This window comes from uncultured Parasphingorhabdus sp. (assembly GCF_963677535.2).
Taxonomy (GTDB): domain Bacteria; phylum Pseudomonadota; class Alphaproteobacteria; order Sphingomonadales; family Sphingomonadaceae; genus Parasphingorhabdus.
This window is the reverse complement of record NZ_CAXXUT010000003.1, coordinates 470,682-486,589: the sequence shown is the minus strand read 5'-3', so window position 1 is coordinate 486,589 and position 15,908 is coordinate 470,682. Positions and strand designations below refer to the sequence as shown.

General features: G+C 58.2%; 17 protein-coding genes. 11 read left to right on the top strand and 6 right to left on the bottom strand.

Translation table 11 applies throughout. The features are described from left to right. Positions 1 to 6: 6 nt before the first annotated feature. A complete protein-coding gene (locus tag ACHZCJ_RS09250) occupies positions 7 to 582 on the top strand; it encodes an FKBP-type peptidyl-prolyl cis-trans isomerase (RefSeq protein WP_159647591.1) in 576 nt (191 codons plus the stop codon). 38 nt (positions 583 to 620) lie between these two features. Here the strand turns inward: ACHZCJ_RS09250 and ACHZCJ_RS09245 are convergent, their stop codons facing one another. After that, positions 621 to 2,711, bottom strand: a complete 2,091-nt coding sequence (locus ACHZCJ_RS09245) for a bifunctional (p)ppGpp synthetase/guanosine-3',5'-bis(diphosphate) 3'-pyrophosphohydrolase (RefSeq protein ID WP_321325834.1) — start codon at positions 2,709 to 2,711, stop codon at positions 621 to 623. A 174-nt stretch (positions 2,712 to 2,885) separates the two neighbouring features. Further along, complete coding sequence (locus ACHZCJ_RS09240; protein ID WP_159647593.1) at positions 2,886 to 3,215, bottom strand: CC_3452 family protein; 330 nt, start codon at positions 3,213 to 3,215, stop codon at positions 2,886 to 2,888. A gap of 175 nt (positions 3,216 to 3,390) precedes the next feature. Here ACHZCJ_RS09240 and ACHZCJ_RS09235 point away from each other — a divergent pair, with 175 nt between their 5' ends. Further along, on the top strand, positions 3,391 to 3,930 hold the full coding sequence (locus ACHZCJ_RS09235) for a helix-turn-helix domain-containing protein (RefSeq protein WP_159647594.1): 540 nt from the start codon (positions 3,391 to 3,393) through the stop codon (positions 3,928 to 3,930). Positions 3,931 to 3,949: 19 nt separating this feature from the next. Here the strand turns inward: ACHZCJ_RS09235 and ACHZCJ_RS09230 are convergent, their stop codons facing one another. After that, entirely contained in the window at positions 3,950 to 4,531 is a 582-nt protein-coding gene (locus tag ACHZCJ_RS09230; RefSeq protein WP_159647595.1) for an HD domain-containing protein, read from the bottom strand. A gap of 161 nt (positions 4,532 to 4,692) precedes the next feature. On the opposite strand from ACHZCJ_RS09230, the gene ACHZCJ_RS09225 reads away from it, so the two are divergent. Continuing rightward, complete coding sequence (locus ACHZCJ_RS09225; protein ID WP_321325830.1) at positions 4,693 to 5,925, top strand: histidine kinase; 1,233 nt, start codon at positions 4,693 to 4,695, stop codon at positions 5,923 to 5,925. Continuing rightward, complete coding sequence (locus tag ACHZCJ_RS09220) at positions 5,922 to 6,722, top strand: LytTR family DNA-binding domain-containing protein (protein ID WP_159647597.1); 801 nt, start codon at positions 5,922 to 5,924, stop codon at positions 6,720 to 6,722. Before ACHZCJ_RS09225 ends, ACHZCJ_RS09220 begins: the two co-directional genes overlap by 4 nt. Positions 6,723 to 6,725: 3 nt before the next feature. On the opposite strand, the gene tadA is transcribed toward ACHZCJ_RS09220, so the two are convergent. Further along, positions 6,726 to 7,157 carry a tRNA adenosine(34) deaminase TadA gene (gene tadA, locus ACHZCJ_RS09215; RefSeq protein WP_201295689.1) on the bottom strand — a complete coding sequence of 144 codons (432 nt, stop codon included), beginning with the start codon at positions 7,155 to 7,157 and terminating at the stop codon, positions 6,726 to 6,728. A 190-nt stretch (positions 7,158 to 7,347) separates the two neighbouring features. On the opposite strand from tadA, the gene rpmB reads away from it, so the two are divergent. Next, positions 7,348 to 7,638 carry a 50S ribosomal protein L28 gene (rpmB, locus tag ACHZCJ_RS09210; protein ID WP_159647599.1) on the top strand — a complete coding sequence of 97 codons (291 nt, stop codon included), beginning with the start codon at positions 7,348 to 7,350 and terminating at the stop codon, positions 7,636 to 7,638. A 4-nt stretch (positions 7,639 to 7,642) separates the two neighbouring features. Here rpmB and ACHZCJ_RS09205 read toward each other — a convergent pair whose 3' ends face one another. Continuing rightward, positions 7,643 to 8,716, bottom strand: coding sequence for an esterase-like activity of phytase family protein (locus ACHZCJ_RS09205; protein WP_321325827.1), 1,074 nt, complete (start codon positions 8,714 to 8,716; stop codon positions 7,643 to 7,645). A 102-nt stretch (positions 8,717 to 8,818) separates the two neighbouring features. Here ACHZCJ_RS09205 and ACHZCJ_RS09200 point away from each other — a divergent pair, with 102 nt between their 5' ends. Genes ACHZCJ_RS09200 through ACHZCJ_RS09185 form a run of 4 tightly spaced genes read left to right on the top strand, consistent with a single transcriptional unit; the run spans position 8,819 to position 12,384 of the window. Further along, positions 8,819 to 9,526, top strand: a complete 708-nt coding sequence (locus ACHZCJ_RS09200; protein WP_159647601.1) for a CoA transferase subunit A — start codon at positions 8,819 to 8,821, stop codon at positions 9,524 to 9,526. Beyond that, positions 9,526 to 10,470 carry a hypothetical protein gene (locus ACHZCJ_RS09195; RefSeq protein ID WP_321325823.1) on the top strand — a complete coding sequence of 315 codons (945 nt, stop codon included), beginning with the start codon at positions 9,526 to 9,528 and terminating at the stop codon, positions 10,468 to 10,470. The genes ACHZCJ_RS09200 and ACHZCJ_RS09195 overlap by 1 nt, the downstream gene beginning before the upstream one ends. A 2-nt stretch (positions 10,471 to 10,472) precedes the next feature. After that, positions 10,473 to 11,114, top strand: a complete 642-nt coding sequence (locus ACHZCJ_RS09190; RefSeq protein ID WP_159647603.1) for a 3-oxoacid CoA-transferase subunit B — start codon at positions 10,473 to 10,475, stop codon at positions 11,112 to 11,114. Between the two features lie 10 nt (positions 11,115 to 11,124). Continuing rightward, complete coding sequence (locus ACHZCJ_RS09185) at positions 11,125 to 12,384, top strand: serine hydrolase domain-containing protein (RefSeq protein WP_321325821.1); 1,260 nt, start codon at positions 11,125 to 11,127, stop codon at positions 12,382 to 12,384. Here the strand turns inward: ACHZCJ_RS09185 and ACHZCJ_RS09180 are convergent. Then, positions 12,381 to 13,178, bottom strand: a complete 798-nt coding sequence (locus ACHZCJ_RS09180; RefSeq protein ID WP_321325819.1) for a sugar phosphate isomerase/epimerase — start codon at positions 13,176 to 13,178, stop codon at positions 12,381 to 12,383. The two genes, ACHZCJ_RS09185 and ACHZCJ_RS09180, sit on opposite strands and share 4 nt — an antisense overlap. A gap of 146 nt (positions 13,179 to 13,324) precedes the next feature. On the opposite strand from ACHZCJ_RS09180, the gene ACHZCJ_RS09175 reads away from it, so the two are divergent. After that, positions 13,325 to 14,911 (top strand): fatty acid--CoA ligase, encoded by a 1,587-nt coding sequence (locus ACHZCJ_RS09175; protein ID WP_159647605.1) that lies wholly within the window; start codon positions 13,325 to 13,327, stop codon positions 14,909 to 14,911. A gap of 116 nt (positions 14,912 to 15,027) precedes the next feature. Then, complete coding sequence (locus tag ACHZCJ_RS09170; protein WP_321325816.1) at positions 15,028 to 15,771, top strand: enoyl-CoA hydratase/isomerase family protein; 744 nt, start codon at positions 15,028 to 15,030, stop codon at positions 15,769 to 15,771. Positions 15,772 to 15,908 lie beyond the last annotated feature (137 nt).

The window sequence follows — 15,908 nt, the reverse complement described above, 5'->3', positions numbered from 1 at the left end:
CCGCCCATGTCTGTTACGACGGTTCCGATTCATCCCATCAAAAAGGGTTCACTGACCAAGATCTGGATCGGTGTATTGCTGATTGCTGCCGCAGCATTCGGTCTCGCCTATGCAGGGACCCAGAGTGCGGTTGTGACGGGCGCGTCCAACGAGCAGTTTCTGGCAGCCAATGCCGGTGAAGACGGCGTTGTAACAACCGAATCCGGGCTGCAATATAAAGTCATCACTCCGGGCGAGGGGCCTTCGCCGGTCGCCACCGACACGGCTCTGGTCAAATATGAAGGCCAGTTGCGCGACGGCACGGTTTTCGATGCCAACGAGCAGGCACCGATGCCGGTTGGCGCCGTAGTTCCCGGTTTTTCCGAAGCGCTGCAGCTGATGCAGAAAGGCGGCGAATACCGCATCTGGATCCCGTCCGAATTGGCCTATGGCGAAGCTTCCCCCGGCGAACAGATCCCGCCGAACAGCCTGCTGATTTTCGACGTTACGCTGATCGATTTCATTTCGCAGGCGCAGATGGAAGAATTACGTCAGCAGATGCAGGCTGAGGGCATGCCCGGCGGACCACCGCCAAGCCGCTGATCCCGCGCCCGGCTACTAATCCAGGCTTGCCGACGCGATCATGTGCGTTCGGCCTGAGCGACCGCTTCCGACGCGCGCAGGGCTGACAATATCCGCATCAGATGGTGGACATTGTGTACTTCCAGATCGACGTCGAAGGTATGGAACGGGCCGTCCCGGTGGGACAGGCGCAGGTTCAGGATATTGGCGTTGTGAAAGCCGAAAATCCCCGCCATTTCGGACAGCGTCCCCGGCTTGTTGTGCAAGACCACGCATAGCCGCGCCGCGGCGCCATCGCTTTCATTGCCCCAGCTGAGATCGACCCAGTCGGCATCGACGCCGTCGGCAAGGCTCTGGCAGTCGATCGTGTGCACCTCGACATTCTGGCCGCTGCGGCGCAAGCCGACGATCCGGTCTCCGGGCACCGGGTGACAGCATTCGGCGAGATTGAAGGCGACGCCGGGCGTCAGGCCCTTGATCGAGATCGCGCGATCCTGTTCCGGCCATTGCCGCTCGTCGTCATTGTCGTGCACGCTACCCGGGATGATCGCTTCCATCACTTCCCGATCGCTGAGCTGACGGGTGCCAATCGCGATCATCAGGTCGTCCGGCTCCTTCAGGTCCAGCCGCTTGAGCGCGGCCTTGATCGCGCGCTTGCCGATCTTGCCGGGCAGCCGCTCGATGATTTCCTCGTAAAGTTCCGTGCCGATGGCGATAATCTCGTCGCGTTCCTTGAACCGGACGTTGCGGCGGATGGCAGCGCGTGCCTTGCCGGTAATGACAAAGGACAGCCAGCCCGGCTGCGGTTCCTGTCCCTTGGACTTGAGGATTTCGACAACATCGCCATTTTGCAGCTGGGTCCGGAGCGGGACGTGCCGCCCGTTGACCTTGGCACCGACCGCCTGGTTTCCGAGATCGGTGTGCACCGCATAGGCAAAGTCGACCGTGGTCGATCCGCGCGGCAGCTGCAGCAGGGTCCCTTTCGGGGTGAAGGCAAAAATCCGGTCCTGGTACATCGCCAGCTTGGCATGTTCGAGCAATTCTTCGGCATCTTCCGCCTGGTCCAGGATCTCGATCAGGTCGCGGATCCAGCCGGCCTGTCCATCGGGCCGGTTGCCCTGTTTATAAGCCCAGTGCGCGGCAAGACCGAATTCATTATCCTCATGCATGCGCTGCGAGCGGATCTGGATTTCCACGCGCATATTGTTGCCGTGCATGATGGTCGTATGGATCGAGCGGTAGCCGTTGCGCTTGGGCGTGGAAATATAGTCCTTGAACCGGCCCGGCACCATTTTCCATTTCTCGTGCAGGATGCCGAGCGCCCGGTAGCATTCGGCACTATTGTCGGTCACCACGCGGAACGCCATGATATCGGTCAGCTGTTCGAAGCTGACGTGCCGCTCCTGCATCTTGCGCCAGATCGAATAGGGGTGTTTCTCCCTTCCATTGACATCCGCTGCCAGCCCGCCGCTTTCAAGCGCCTTCTGGATCGACAGGGCAATCTTGTCTACCTGACCCTCGTCGCCTTCCTTGATCGTCTGCAGTCTCTTGGTGATCGTTACATAGGCTTCCGGTTCCATATGCTCGAAAGCCAGAAGCTGCATCTCGCGCATATATTCATACATGCCGATCCGCTCGGCCAGCGGCGCATAGATATCCATGGTCTCATGGGCGATCCGCAGGCGTTTCTCTTCGCTCTTGATGAAATGCAGGGTCCGCATATTGTGCAGCCGGTCGGCCAGCTTGACCAGCAGCACGCGGATATCATCAGATGTGGCGAGCAGGAATTTGCGCAGATTTTCTGCGGCTCTTTCATTATCGGTCTGGGCTTCGATTTTTGACAGTTTGGTCACGCCATCGACCAGCCGGGCGATTTCGGAACCGAATAATTTGCTGATTTCTTCGGTGGTGGTGAGCGTATCCTCGACGGTATCGTGGAGCAGTGCGGTTACAATTGTCTGCTGGTCCAGCTTGAGGTCGGTCATCAGCCCGGCAACCTCGATAGGATGGCTGAAATAGGGGTCGCCGCTGGCGCGTTTCTGACTGCCGTGCCGCTGCACGGAAAAGACATAGGCCCGGTTGATCAGATCCTCATCTGCATCCGGATCGTAGGATCTTACACGTTCCACCAGTTCATATTGTCTCAGCATAGGCTAAAGATGGTGCGCTTTTGGTGTCGGGGCAACAAAAAAGAGCGCCGAAGCCGCCGCTAGTTTCCGGGGAAGGGAAGCTAGGACAGGCTTCGGCGCCAAAGCTGACCGGCGGGGGCCAGGAATCTGGCTGCCACGGGGAGTGAGAAGGCCGGTCAGACGGGGACGGTCAAATCAGTCGTTACATTGTGCGAGCGCCTCGGCATCGAACGCTTCGTCCTTGTAGGCGAAGCTGGCGAGCGGGCCGAACTTGTCGGCGATTTTGGCGCAGACCGAACGGGCGGAGGAGTTGCTTTTCGTACCGACGCAGCCGGTCCCGGAACAGCGCACTACCGCGCCTTTGATGATTTCCTGAGACGATTCTACCGGGGCTTGCAGTTCGGCGGTATAGGCAATGGGTGTGCTCCGCGCCTCGGCCGTCGTTGCCGTAAACAGGGTGAGCGAGGCCATCGCCGCGATCGAGAAGAATATGGAGGCGCGAAGCGGGCTTTGGGAGAGAAGCATGATATTTCCTTTCGTCAGTCGTTTTCTGCGTCCAGCCGGGGAGCGGCCGCAAGGGGAAGAAATCGGGCATTGCAATCTAGGTTGCGAATCAATACTTATATTGATAAGTTTTAAGTTGCAACTAAAAATGTATATTTTTTTCGCACAGACGAAAAAACTGGGTTAGGAACGATGCATGGATAAAATCAGAGAAAATCTATCGAGTCTGCCGGGCGATGAATGCAGTCTTCCGGTTTCGCTGGAAGTGATTGGGGAACGCTGGTGCTTCATGATCTTGCGCGCCGCCCTCAATGGTGTCGGACATTTTGAAGATTTTCTGTGTGAAATCGGCATTGCCCGTAACATATTGGCCAATCGGCTTACCCGGATGGTGGAAGCGGGAATCATGACCCGTCGTCCCTGTGATCATGACAAGCGAAAAGTCGAATATCGACTGACCGACAAGGGGCAGGATCTGTTGCCGACGATGATTGCGCTGCGGCAATGGGGCGAAAGATGGGAAACCGGCGTCCAGTCCAATCCGATCTTGTGTGATTCGCGTGACCGGCAACCGATTGCCCAGATCAGCATGCAGGCCCATGATGGCCGGATATTGCAAATGGAGGACCTGTGCTGGATCGACGAATCGGAGTTTAAGCCGGATGCCGACGGTGCCCGGCGCGACGATATCGTCGTCCGGAATCTAAAGGATATCGGCGAATCTTCCGCCGCCTGAAGCGGCTGGCAAGCCGTCCCTATTCGGTCGCGTAAATGCTGTTTACCGGACGCGCCATGACACGACGGACCATGGGTTCGAAAAATTCCAGCGGCGCCGTGTCATAATTGGCATCGAAGGCCGTCTGGTCATATTTCGCACAAAATTCCGCACAATCCTCGAAATGTTCGTGACCGCGAAACTGTTCGCGCATGTCACGATCCTGGCCGAGATAATGGAAGAAATAATAGCCCTGGAAAATGCCGTGCTTTTCGGTGATCCAGTGATTTTTCTCGCTGACAAAAGGTTTCAGGATCGCAGCGGCAATATCGGGATGATTGTAGGTGCCAAGCGTGTCACCGACATCATGCAGCAAGGCCATTACGACATATTCTTCGTCCCGGCCATCGCGGTGCGCGCGGGTTGCGGTTTGCAGGCTGTGCTGCATCCGGTCGATCGGGAAACCGCCAAAATCGCCGTCGAGCAATTTCAAATGGTCGAGCACCCGGTCGGCAACCTTGCTGGCAAAAGGGGCGAAATGCCCGCCGATGATCTGCCAGTCTTCCTGCGTGCCCTCTTCCATGGAAGGGAATTTTGCCCGAACTTCGTTGGGACCGCCCATGATACTCTCCTCTTTGCATATTCGGATATCCGGCAGGAGTTTCATGGCCGACAATGCCAATATCCTGGCAATATCGTCAGAAGTCTGCCGTTTCCCGACTTATTTGTCCAAATGATAGGCGATTCTTTCCCAAGCGGCAATGCCCCGCTATAGATAAGGTGATGGCCGTCATGGAAATTCGACCCCAGCCGTTTTTTGGCAACAAGAACCGCGCGTTCTGGAACCTGCAGTCCGCCGGCTGGGCCGGTGCGCTTATCTTGCGCGCGATCGGCGGGATTTCCAACGGGCTACCGCTGAGCTTTCTGGTGCCGGTGATCATCTCGACCATCACCGGCTATTCGATTTCGCTGCTTTTGTCGGTGGTTTACAAAAATCTGATCCACCGCCGTCCGATTGTGACCTGGAGCAGTACCGCCGTCATATTGACCATTGCCTCCGCTCTCTACGCCTTCATCGACGCCTGGGTATTTCTTATCCAGAACCCGACTTCGGAAACGGCCTTCGGGACTCTGTTTCTCGGTTCGCTCTTTCTGGGCATCATGCTGTTGGGGGCCTGGTCGGCGCTGTATTACGCCATCAATTTCTTCCTGCGGGTCGAAGAACAGAATGACCAGCTGCTGCAACTGGAAGCGCAGGCAACCCGCGCGCAGCTGGCGATGTTGCGCTATCAGCTCAACCCCCATTTCCTGTTCAACACACTGAACAGTATTTCGACGCTGGTGCTGCTGCGCCAGACCGAACCGGCCAATGCCATGCTCTCGCGCCTATCCTCTTTCTTGCGCCATACTTTGGTCAATGAAGTCCACAGCCGGGTAACGCTGGCGCAGGAAGTGGAAACCCTGCACCTTTATCTGGATATCGAGAAAATGCGTTTCGAGGAACGGTTGCGGTCGCATTTCGATATCGATCCGGCCGTGCGCAACGCGCTATTGCCTTCGCTCCTGCTGCAGCCTCTGGTCGAGAATGCGATCAAATATGCGGTGACACCGCAGGAAGAAGGGGCGGATATTTCGGTCTCGGCCCATCTCGATGGCGACAAGTTGCGGATTACCGTTTCGGACACCGGACCGGGCAAGGCAGGAAATACGAGCGGAAAAGCTGAATCGACCGGCGTAGGGCTTGGCAATATTCAGGAGCGATTAAACCAGGCTTATGGAGAAGGCGCGATATTCGAAACGCGCTCTTCGCCCGGCGAAGGCTTTTCGGTGTTCATTGCCTTGCCATTTGAAACCAGAGAGCAAATTCAGCGGGAAGCGGCAGATCATGCCGCCACCGGAGAGCAGTTGAGAAACGAGACTATTTTTGGGGAGCATGCATCCAGTGATGACCATCAGCGGGAGCCGGCAAATGCACGGACGATGGCATCATTTCAGCATAAGGATTTAAAAACATGACGATCAGGACAATATTAGTCGATGACGAGAAGCTGGCTATTCAGGGCCTGCAGATCCGGCTCGAAAAATTTGACGATATCGAGATTGTCGACACCTGTCGCAATGGCCGCGAAGCGATTCGCAAGATCAAGACCCTGAAGCCCGATCTGGTCTTTCTGGATATCCAGATGCCGGGGTTCGACGGTTTTTCGGTGGTTCAGGGGATTATGGAAATCGAACCGCCCCTGTTCATCTTTGTAACCGCCTATTCCGAACATGCCGTGCGTGCCTTCGAGGCGGAAGCAATCGACTATCTGGTGAAGCCGGTCGAGGAAGACCGGCTGGCCGATGCGATCGACCGGGTGCGCAAGCGTCTGCTGGAAAAACGCGGTGGGGCCGAGCTGGAAAAGCTGAAAAATGTGCTCAGTGAAGTGGCACCCGATGCCATGGCCAATATCGACGAATCGGAGGAGCCTGCGACGGCGAATCGCTATGAGAAGCTGATCAATGTCAAAGACCGCGGCCAGATTTTCCGCGTCGATGTCGACACGATCGAACGGATCGACGCCGCTGGCGACTATATGTGCATCTATACCGCGGACAACAGCCTGATCCTGCGCGAAACCATGAAGGATCTGGAGAAACGCCTCGACCCGCGTCATTTCCAGCGGGTGCACCGCTCGACTATCGTCAACCTGAGCCAGGTCCGGGAAGTGAAGCCGCACACCAATGGCGAATGTTTCCTGATTTTGGGATCGGGCGCACAGGTAAAAGTGTCACGCAGCTATCGCGATGTTGTCGCGCGCTTTGTGCACTAGCTGTCAATCGCGCCGGCCGCGGAAAAAATCCAGCAGCAACTCAGCCGAGCGCTTGCCCTCTATCCCGGCGTAAACCTCGGGACGGTGATGGCAGGTCGGGGCGTCGAAGAAGTGTACACCGCTGTCCACCGCTCCGCCCTTGGGATCCTCCGCACCATAATAGAGCCGGCGCAAACGGGCGTGGGCAATCGCGCCGGCGCACATGGTGCAGGGCTCCAGCGTCACCCACAGATCGCAGTCGTCCAGCCGGTCATTGCCGAGAAATCGGGCCGCCTGCCGAATCGCGACAATCTCGGCATGGGCCGTCGGGTCCTGATCGATGCGGGTACGGTTATGGCCGCGGCCGATGATATGGCCATCCCGGACGATCACCGCGCCGACCGGCACTTCGTCGACAGCGACAGCCGCGTGCGCCTGCTCGAGCGCGTCGCCCATGAATGAAGTATATCTTGCTGCCGTCATGCCGGTGGAGTAGCGCGGAAGCGGTCCGAAGGCTATAGGGAGCCGGAGACGGACCGGTTCGCGCAAAATGGCTCGGACATGCTTGACGCATGGCTCGATTATGGTTAGGTGACCGCTCTTTCCCGCTGGGAATCACTCAATAACAAGAAATTGGACTTTTACGATGTCGCGGATTTGCGAACTGACAGGTAAGACTCGGCTGGTAGGCAATAATGTGTCGCACGCCAAAAACCGGACCAAGAAGACATTTTTGCCCAATCTGCAAAATGTGACTCTTTTGTCTGATACACTGGGCAAGGGCGTGAAACTGCGTGTTTCCACCCATGGTCTGCGTTCCGTGGAACATGTTGGCGGCCTCGACAACTGGCTGTTGAAAACCAAGGACGAAAAGTTGAGCCTGCGCGTCAAACGCATCAAAAAGGAAATCGTGAAAAAGCAGGCCGCCGCCGCTTAAGCGATCATTCCGATTCGAACGCAGAAAAGCCGGGGCTCGCTCCGGCTTTTTCGTTTTTCTGCCCGGGCCGGGGCCTTTTTGCGCTGTCTTCGGCATCCAGCAGCCGGAATTTGAACAACAGAGATTCCTGCAGCATATTGAAATTGTCGTCCGATGCGATCCAGACAATCACCCTGTCCCCGTCGCGCGTAACGGCGAGAGCTTCCATATTGTCGACCTTGACCGGTGGTTTCAGCGTCGCGACCGGGATCGACGTGGCGACTGTGCCCGGCCGGAAATCGGCCAATCGCGCAACCGACAATATCGCGGAGACCCCGTCGATCGGGGTGAAGCGCCGGTGCAGCATCAATGCTGTCTTGTCATCCATCAGCACCGCATCGGTCAACCGGTAGCCCTCGGGCCCCCGATAGCCCATCAGCCGGGCCTTGGTGTCCGCTTCGGAAGGGTCTCCGTCAAAGACCAGCGCCTGGTAGCCGCCACCGGAATAATCCGCGGATTCCGAGAAAACCAGAAAGCGGCCGTCCGGCAAACGGAGCATGGCTTCCGCGCCGCCATTGTCGGGCCATTTCTGCATCGCTTTCGGGAAATTCGCCGATTCCTTGCGCGCTAAGGACGGACCGTAGCGCCAGATACTGTGCTGATGTTCGTAACCGACCCAGAACTGGCCGGTTGCGGGATCATGCAGGAAGGATTCTGAATCCCAGTTTTTCTTGGCATGTTCGTTGGGCGGTGTGGGGCCGTCGGGCAGGGGGGCAATGAACGGCCGGACCGCCGCTTGATTGGCCTCGTCCAATGTAAAGCCGACCAGCGTGCCGTTATCGCTCAGCATCAGGAAGCGGTTGTCGGCCAGCGCCAGCATCGAGGATATGCCGCCGAATTCCTCGTTATCGCTGGTTATTTTCCAGCCGCCGAGAAATTCCAGACGGCCGATCCGGGTGCGGTCTGGGTCCCGGGCGTCGAGCATGACCGGTTCGAGCGCGATATACTGGCTGTCATTTGCCGGCGGCTCGGGGCCCCGCACATATGTGACCGGGACAAGAAAGAAGAACAGGGACAGGCAGGCAAGTACACGCAACATGCATCCGCGCATAACCGATAAGCCGATTCAAGCATATTCTATTCTGGACGCTCGTGCGCCTCCTGCGCTAGATGGCGGGCGATCAGTCAGGAAAGCATATTTATGAAGAAAATCTATCCGGATGCGGCGGCCGCTCTCGAGGGTCTATTATTTGACGGAATGCATCTCTGCGTGGGCGGCTTTGGCCTGTGCGGGATCCCGGAAAGGCTGATTGACGCGATCCAGGAAGACGGGGTCAAAGATCTCACCATAGCCTCCAACAATGCCGGTATCGACAATGAAGGTCTCGGCAAATTGCTGCGTTCGCGCCAAGTGAAGAAGATGATCTCTTCCTATGTCGGCGAAAACAAGGAATTTGAACGGCAATTTCTCTCCGGCGAACTGGAGGTGGAATTCTGTCCGCAGGGCACGCTGGCCGAACGGTGCCGCTCCGGCGGTGCGGGGATACCCGGATTCTACACCAAGACCGGGGTTGGCACCCAGGTGGCTGAGGGCAAGGAGCATAAGGAATTCGACGGCGAAACCTATATTCTCGAGCGGGGCATTTTTGCCGACCTCTGCCTGATCAAGGGCTGGAAAGCGGACAAGGCGGGCAATCTGATTTTCCGCAAGACTGCCCGCAATTTCAACGCGCCAATGGCGACCGCAGGCAAGATCTGCGTCGCCGAGGTCGAGGAGATTGTCGAAGTGGGCGAGCTGGATCCCGATAGCATCCATCTGCCGGGAATCTATGTGAAACGGCTGATCGACGGATCGCCCTACGACAAGAAGATCGAATTCCGCATGACCCGGGAGCGCGAAGACGCCTGATGGCGCAAATCCGCCTGTCTCTGCTGATACTGACAGCCTTGCCGTTGCTCTCCGGCTGCGTGGCCGCAATATTGCCGCTCGCGGCAATCGGCACCATGGGGAAAGCACAGATCGACCGGACCAAGGCGAAACAGGATCTGGTCGCATCCGGAGCGATTGATCTGGCGATTCCGGCTGGCTCCGTGACGATCGGGCTCGACGGTGACGAGGCGGTGGAAATGCGGGAGAAAGACGCTGGTTTCGCCGGACAGGGCGGTGCGTTCGAAATTGCCGGGCTCGATCTCGAGCGAGAATCTGCCGACCGCGATTCCCCGGTAATCCCGACGCCGGGTCTGGACGCGTCCCCTTATGCTGATTTCGCGGCCCATGCGCTGCAGCAATCGGCCAGACTGGAAGCCGGAGAGGGCGTCGATTCGGTGGTGCTGGTCCCGCGCGTGGATATTTTCGAGCCGGAAACCATCGAATGCGAAGGCAAGCCGTTGGCCGTTCTGATTGATCTCGATAGTCCGACGGGCGGTGACCTGATCAAGGCCGACACGCTTTACCGGCAAAATGGTCTGGTCGAGGCGCTCGGCCGTCTGCATTCGGCCGAGATCAGCGTGATCTGGCTGTCTGATCATCCGGTGGCCGCATCCGGGAGAATCTCTGCCATTCTCAACGAGGCCGGTCTTTCGCGTTCCGGATCGGATGATTTTCTTTTTCTTGACCGCGGAGGGGATGACCGCAAACAGGTGCGGCGTTGGGATGCCGCGCGAAACTATTGTATTGTCGCCATCGCGGGTGACGACCGTGCCGATTTTGACGAACTTTTTGACTATTTGCTGGAACCCGACGGCGCGATTGCGCTCAATCATATGTTTGACAACGGCTGGTTTCTGACCCCGCCTCCGCTTGTGGAGGCGACCAGGAAGCCGACAGCCAAACCAGATGACAAAGAAGGATAGATATGCCCTGGACTCGCGATGAAATGGCCGCTCGGGCGGCAAAGGAACTGCATGACGGCTATTATGTGAATCTCGGCATCGGTATTCCCACGCTGGTTGCCAACCATATCCCGCCCGGCGTGGAAGTCACCTTGCAGAGCGAGAATGGAATGCTGGGCATCGGACCGTTTCCCTATGAGGACGAGATTGATCCCGATCTGATCAACGCCGGCAAGCAGACGATCAGCGAGCTGCCATCTTCAAGCTATTTCGGTTCGTCCGACAGCTTTGCCATGATCCGCGGCGGCCATATCGATCTGACGGTATTGGGCGCGATGGAAATCGCCGAGAATGGCGATATCGCCAACTGGATGATCCCCGGCAAGATGATCAAGGGCATGGGCGGGGCGATGGATCTGGTCGCGGGCGTGAAGAAGATCATCGTCGTGATGGATCATTGTGCCAAGGACGGCAGCCCCAAATTCATTCCGGAATGCACCTTGCCGCTGACCGGTACCAATGTCGTCGACATGATCATTACCGATCTGTGCGTGTTCCAGCGGCCAGACCATGACAGTCCGTTCCGTCTGATTGAGCTAGCACCGGATGTCAGCGCCGAGGATGTTGCTGCCAAAACCTCTGCGGCCTATGAACTAGCCCTATAAGATCCGGGCGGTGAAAAGATCTCTGGCGCTGCTGTTCGGGCTGGCGGCTCTGCTGCTGGTGAGCTGGAACGGCTATCGCGCGCTGGTGGAACAGCGCGCGGGTTTTCCGCTACCCCTGCTCGCCCAACAGGTGGCGCAGGAGAAGCTTCCGGTTGCGGCGGACGACTGGCACGGCAAGATTGATTATCGCGGTCTCGACCGCGACTTTACGGTGCTGGCAGCGCGGCCCGAAATGGCAGGGCTGGCGGTAGCGATTGTCGAAGATGGCGAGCTGCGCTTTGTCGGAACCTATGGCGTGGTCGACAGGGAAAGCGGCGATCGGGTGATGCCGGATACGGTTTTCCGCTGGGCTTCGGTTTCAAAAGGCGTCGCGGGTGTGCTTGCGGCCCAATTGGCGGAAGAGGGCGGGCTCAATCTGCAGGCGCCATTGAGCAGCTGGCACTCTTCGCTACGGCTTCCGGGCAATGCTGAAACGCAGATAAATCTGGCGCAACTGCTCTCCCACCGGACAGGCCTCACGAAAAATGCCTATGACAGCAAGCTGGAGGACGGCGAGGATCCCGGAATGCTTCGCAGGCAGCTGGTCGATGCCCCTTTGCAATGCGTGCCGGGCAGCTGCCACAGCTACCAGAATATCGCCTTCGACGCGGCGAGCGAAATATTGGGTCAGGCAGCGGGAACATTATATTCTGATGCGGTGCAAAAGCGTCTGTTCGAACCGCTCGGCATGACAAGCGCGCAATTCGGCATGAGCGGTCTGACCGGCGCGAAAAGCTGGGCGCGGCCGCATCGCGGTGATCAGGTGCGGACCCTGTCGGAATCCTACTGGCGGGTGCCTGCAGCTGCCGGTGTGAGCAGCAATATTGTCGATATGGCCCGCTGGATGCGCGCGCAGATGGGCGAGAACAGCGATGTCCTCTCGGGCACAGCGCTGACGCTGGCCCATGCGCCCTTGGTCCGGACGCATCGTGTCTACCGGGGCGATCTGGCCCGCGCGCTAAAGGATCCGCATTACGGACTTGGCTGGCGCAGTTTTACCTATTCTGACCGGCAGTTGGTCGGGCACAGCGGAGCGGTAGACGGCTTTCGCTCGACGATGATTTTCGATCCAGCAGCGCGAACGGGCGTGGTGGCAATGTGGAACAGCAGCTGGGGCCGGCCATTCAGCCTGCCGTTCGCGGTGCTGGACAGTTTCTATGGCCAGTCCGGAAACAGCTGGCTCGATTTGTCGGATTTGCCTGCACCGGACGTTCCGCCGCCCGCGTCCTAGCCCAGCAGTCTGCGGCTTCCCCGGACCGCGCGTTGGGCCCAATCTCTCGCGCTGATTTTCGATGGTCTCATGAAAGCCGGAACTTCGATGTCGATATCGACATGGGAGCCCAGCAAACTGACAAGCTCGCGCAGGGGGAAGACACCCTCTCCGGGGACCATCCGGTTCATCGCTTCATCCAGATAGTCGGCTGACAGATGCAAGGCGGGACCGTCGCAGAGCTGGGCGTAGCCGATGATAGCCGGATCGACGGATCGCAATTGCTCTATAGTGCCGCCAGTGCGGAACAGATGGAGCGCATCGATCGCGATGGCCAGATTGGGCTGGGCAAGACGAGTGTGTAGAGCAACGGCTTTTTGCAGGCTGTTGCAACCGGCGGCAAAGCCGGTGAATTCCAGTCCGACATCGAGATCGTGCGCGCGAGCCAGGGTACAAAGATGGGACAACTGGTCTTCCGCGCGGTGCGGATCGGTATCGTGAACATGGCTGACCAGCCGTCTGGCGCCGATTTCTGCGGCAAGACTGATGGCGGGGAGATAGTCGGCAACATCCCGCCCGGCCATCACCGGGAAATATTCCGCATTGATGACAGACACGTGATGGTCGCGGAGCAGACGCCCGAATGACGGAGCCGCATCCGCAGAAACCAGCGGGAACATATTGCGGCCTGCGGCATCAAGCGGAGAGGTGGTAAACAGGCAGACACCGGCCAGCCCGGCATCGGCGGCAAAGCGGACAAGACCCTCCGGTCCTCCCTCCATCATGGTGATCTGATGCAATGCCGGTTCGCGCATGGATTTACCCTAAAGCAGCTTGCATTGCTTTTGCCACCGGAGTCGGGGCTTTGCGGCTAGTCAATCTGCTAGCTGTATCATGTCATGGCGTCTCTATGTATTCCATGGAAAAGCCGATCACAGAATCGCGCCAAGAGGACCATTGCATGACCGAAGAAGATATTATTTCCGTTGCCGATGTGGTGCGTTTTCACGCGCAGGAACAACCGGATTCCGTAGTTTTCACCTATGAAGGTGACGAGATGACCTATGCGGCGCTTGATGAAGGCAGCAGCCGGGCGGCTCAGGCGCTGAAGTCGAAAGGCGTCGGCAAGGGCGACCGGATCGCCTATATGGGCAAGAATAGTCACCTCTATTTCGAAATATTGGTGGGGGCGGCGAAGCTGGGTGCCGTTATGGTCCCGGTCAACTGGCGTCTCGCCCCGCCGGAAGTGGCCTATATCCTCAACGACTGCCAGGCGAAGATCCTGTTCATCGGCCCCGGCTTTGATGATCTGGTCCGCAAGATCGCGGCCGATCTGGACCATGTCGATCTGATATTGGGCAGCGAGAAAGCCGAGGGTGAATTTGCCAGCTATCCGGAATGGCGTGATAGTTTCGACGCGGTTGATCCGATGGTCCCGTGCGCGGAGGATGATGACGCGCTACAGCTTTATACATCAGGCACGACCGGCCACCCAAAGGGTGCGATCATGACCAGCGGTTCGATTTTTTCCTCGCGCAGTTCCGGGTTGACCGAAGAAGATCTGATGGACTGGCAAAAGCCGATCCCGGGGGAGATTACCCTGCTGGCCATGCCCTGTTTCCATATCAGCGGCACCGGCACCGGCCTGGGCGTGATGTTCACTGGCGGCAGCGCGGTTGTCCTGCCCGAATATGACCCGACCCAGGCGCTGGACCTGATCGAGAAATACACGATCTCGAAAATTTTCATGGTGCCGGCGGCGATCCAGATATTGCTCAATCACCCCCGCGCCAAGGAGGTCGATTTTTCCGATCTGCAATATATCACCTACGGGGCATCGCCGATACCTCTGGAACTGATGAAGCAGGCGATGGATGTGCTGGGCTGCGGTTTCGTCCAGATGTACGGCATGACCGAAACGTCCGGGACGATCACGACGCTCAATCCGGAAGATCATGATGTCAACGGCAACGAGAAGATGCGCTCGGTCGGTACGCCTTTGCCCGGTGTCGAAATCAAGATCATCGATCCGGAAACGGGAGAGACCTTGCCGCCCTACACGATCGGTGAAATCGCAACTCGTTCGGCCAAGAATATGAAGGGCTACTGGAACCGGCCTGATGCCACTGCGGAAGCCATCGATGCCGACGGCTGGCTGAAGACGGGCGATGCCGGTTCGCTCGACGAGGATGGTTATCTCTATATCCAGGACCGACTGAAAGACATGATCATCTCCGGTGGCGAGAATGTCTATCCTGCGGAAGTGGAGAATGCGCTCTATGCCAATCCCAAAGTCGCGGATGTTGCCGTCATCGGAGTGCCCGATGAAAAATGGGGCGAAGCGGTAAAAGCCTGCGTGGTTGTCAAAAAGGGGCAGGAGCTGACCGAGGCAGAGCTGATCGCTGACGCGCGTCAGCGTATTGCCGGCTATAAATGTCCCAAGTCGATCGATTTCATCGACGCCCTGCCGCGCAATCCGTCGGGCAAGATTTTGCGCAAGGATTTGCGCGCACCTTATTGGGAAGGCAAGGACCGGGCAGTCAACTGATTGCCTGTGCGGCCGGAATCCCGTAAACCGTTCGTCCTGTGGCCGTCAAAGGGCCTGTTACCAAGTTGGCGCGACAGGCTTCGCACGAACCGTGCCGGGATAAAGGGAGAAGGGACATGGCGGAACTGGTGCTGCGGGAAGATCGGGACGGCTGGACGCTGCTGACGCTCAATCGGGCTGACAAGCTCAATGCACTGACGGTGGCGATGTTTCGCGAGCTGCGGCACCATGTCGAGGATCTGCGCAAGGATGACAGTATCGGCTGCGTCGTGCTCCGCGGTGCGGGCAAATGCTTTTCCGCCGGGCATGATCTCGGCGATATTGCCGAGGGCGAAGCGTTGCCGTCGGCCGGCTGGCATTCCGAAACCTTGCGGATGCTGGAGAAGCTGCCCAAGCCGGTGATCGCGGCTGTACACGGCCATTGCTATACGGGCGCGCTGGAAGTGGCGCTGGCGGCGGATTTCATTCTCGCAGCGGACAGCGCGCGCTTTGGCGATACCCATGCGAAATGGGCGTTGACCCCGGTGTGGGGGATGAGCCAGCGATTGCCGCGGCGAGTGGGCGTTGCCACCGCCAAACGGCTGATGTTTACCGCCGACATGATCAATGCCGAGGAAGCGGTGCGCATTGGTCTTGCCGAATATGCGGTGCCGCTCGCGCAGTTTGATACCGAGATCGAGGCACTGGCATGCAAGATCGTCGCCAATTCCGGATTTTCCCACGCCGCGAACAAGCGGCTGCTGGAGGCAACCGACGGCGGCCCGCTCGACGCCGGACTGCAATGGGAAGTGATGGAGAGCGAAGGCCACGGCCCCGATATGCACGAGCGGATTGGGGCTTTCATCGGGAAAGGCAAGTGATCGAAAGATGATTCGCTTGTTTTTGGCGTCTATATTGGTCTGAAAGCGGACTGCAGCGCTGGCACTTGCTCGAAATTCGTTTAGAATTGGCAGCAAGAATGCCCAACCATGATTCATGCCTCCGGCCAGCGAGACCC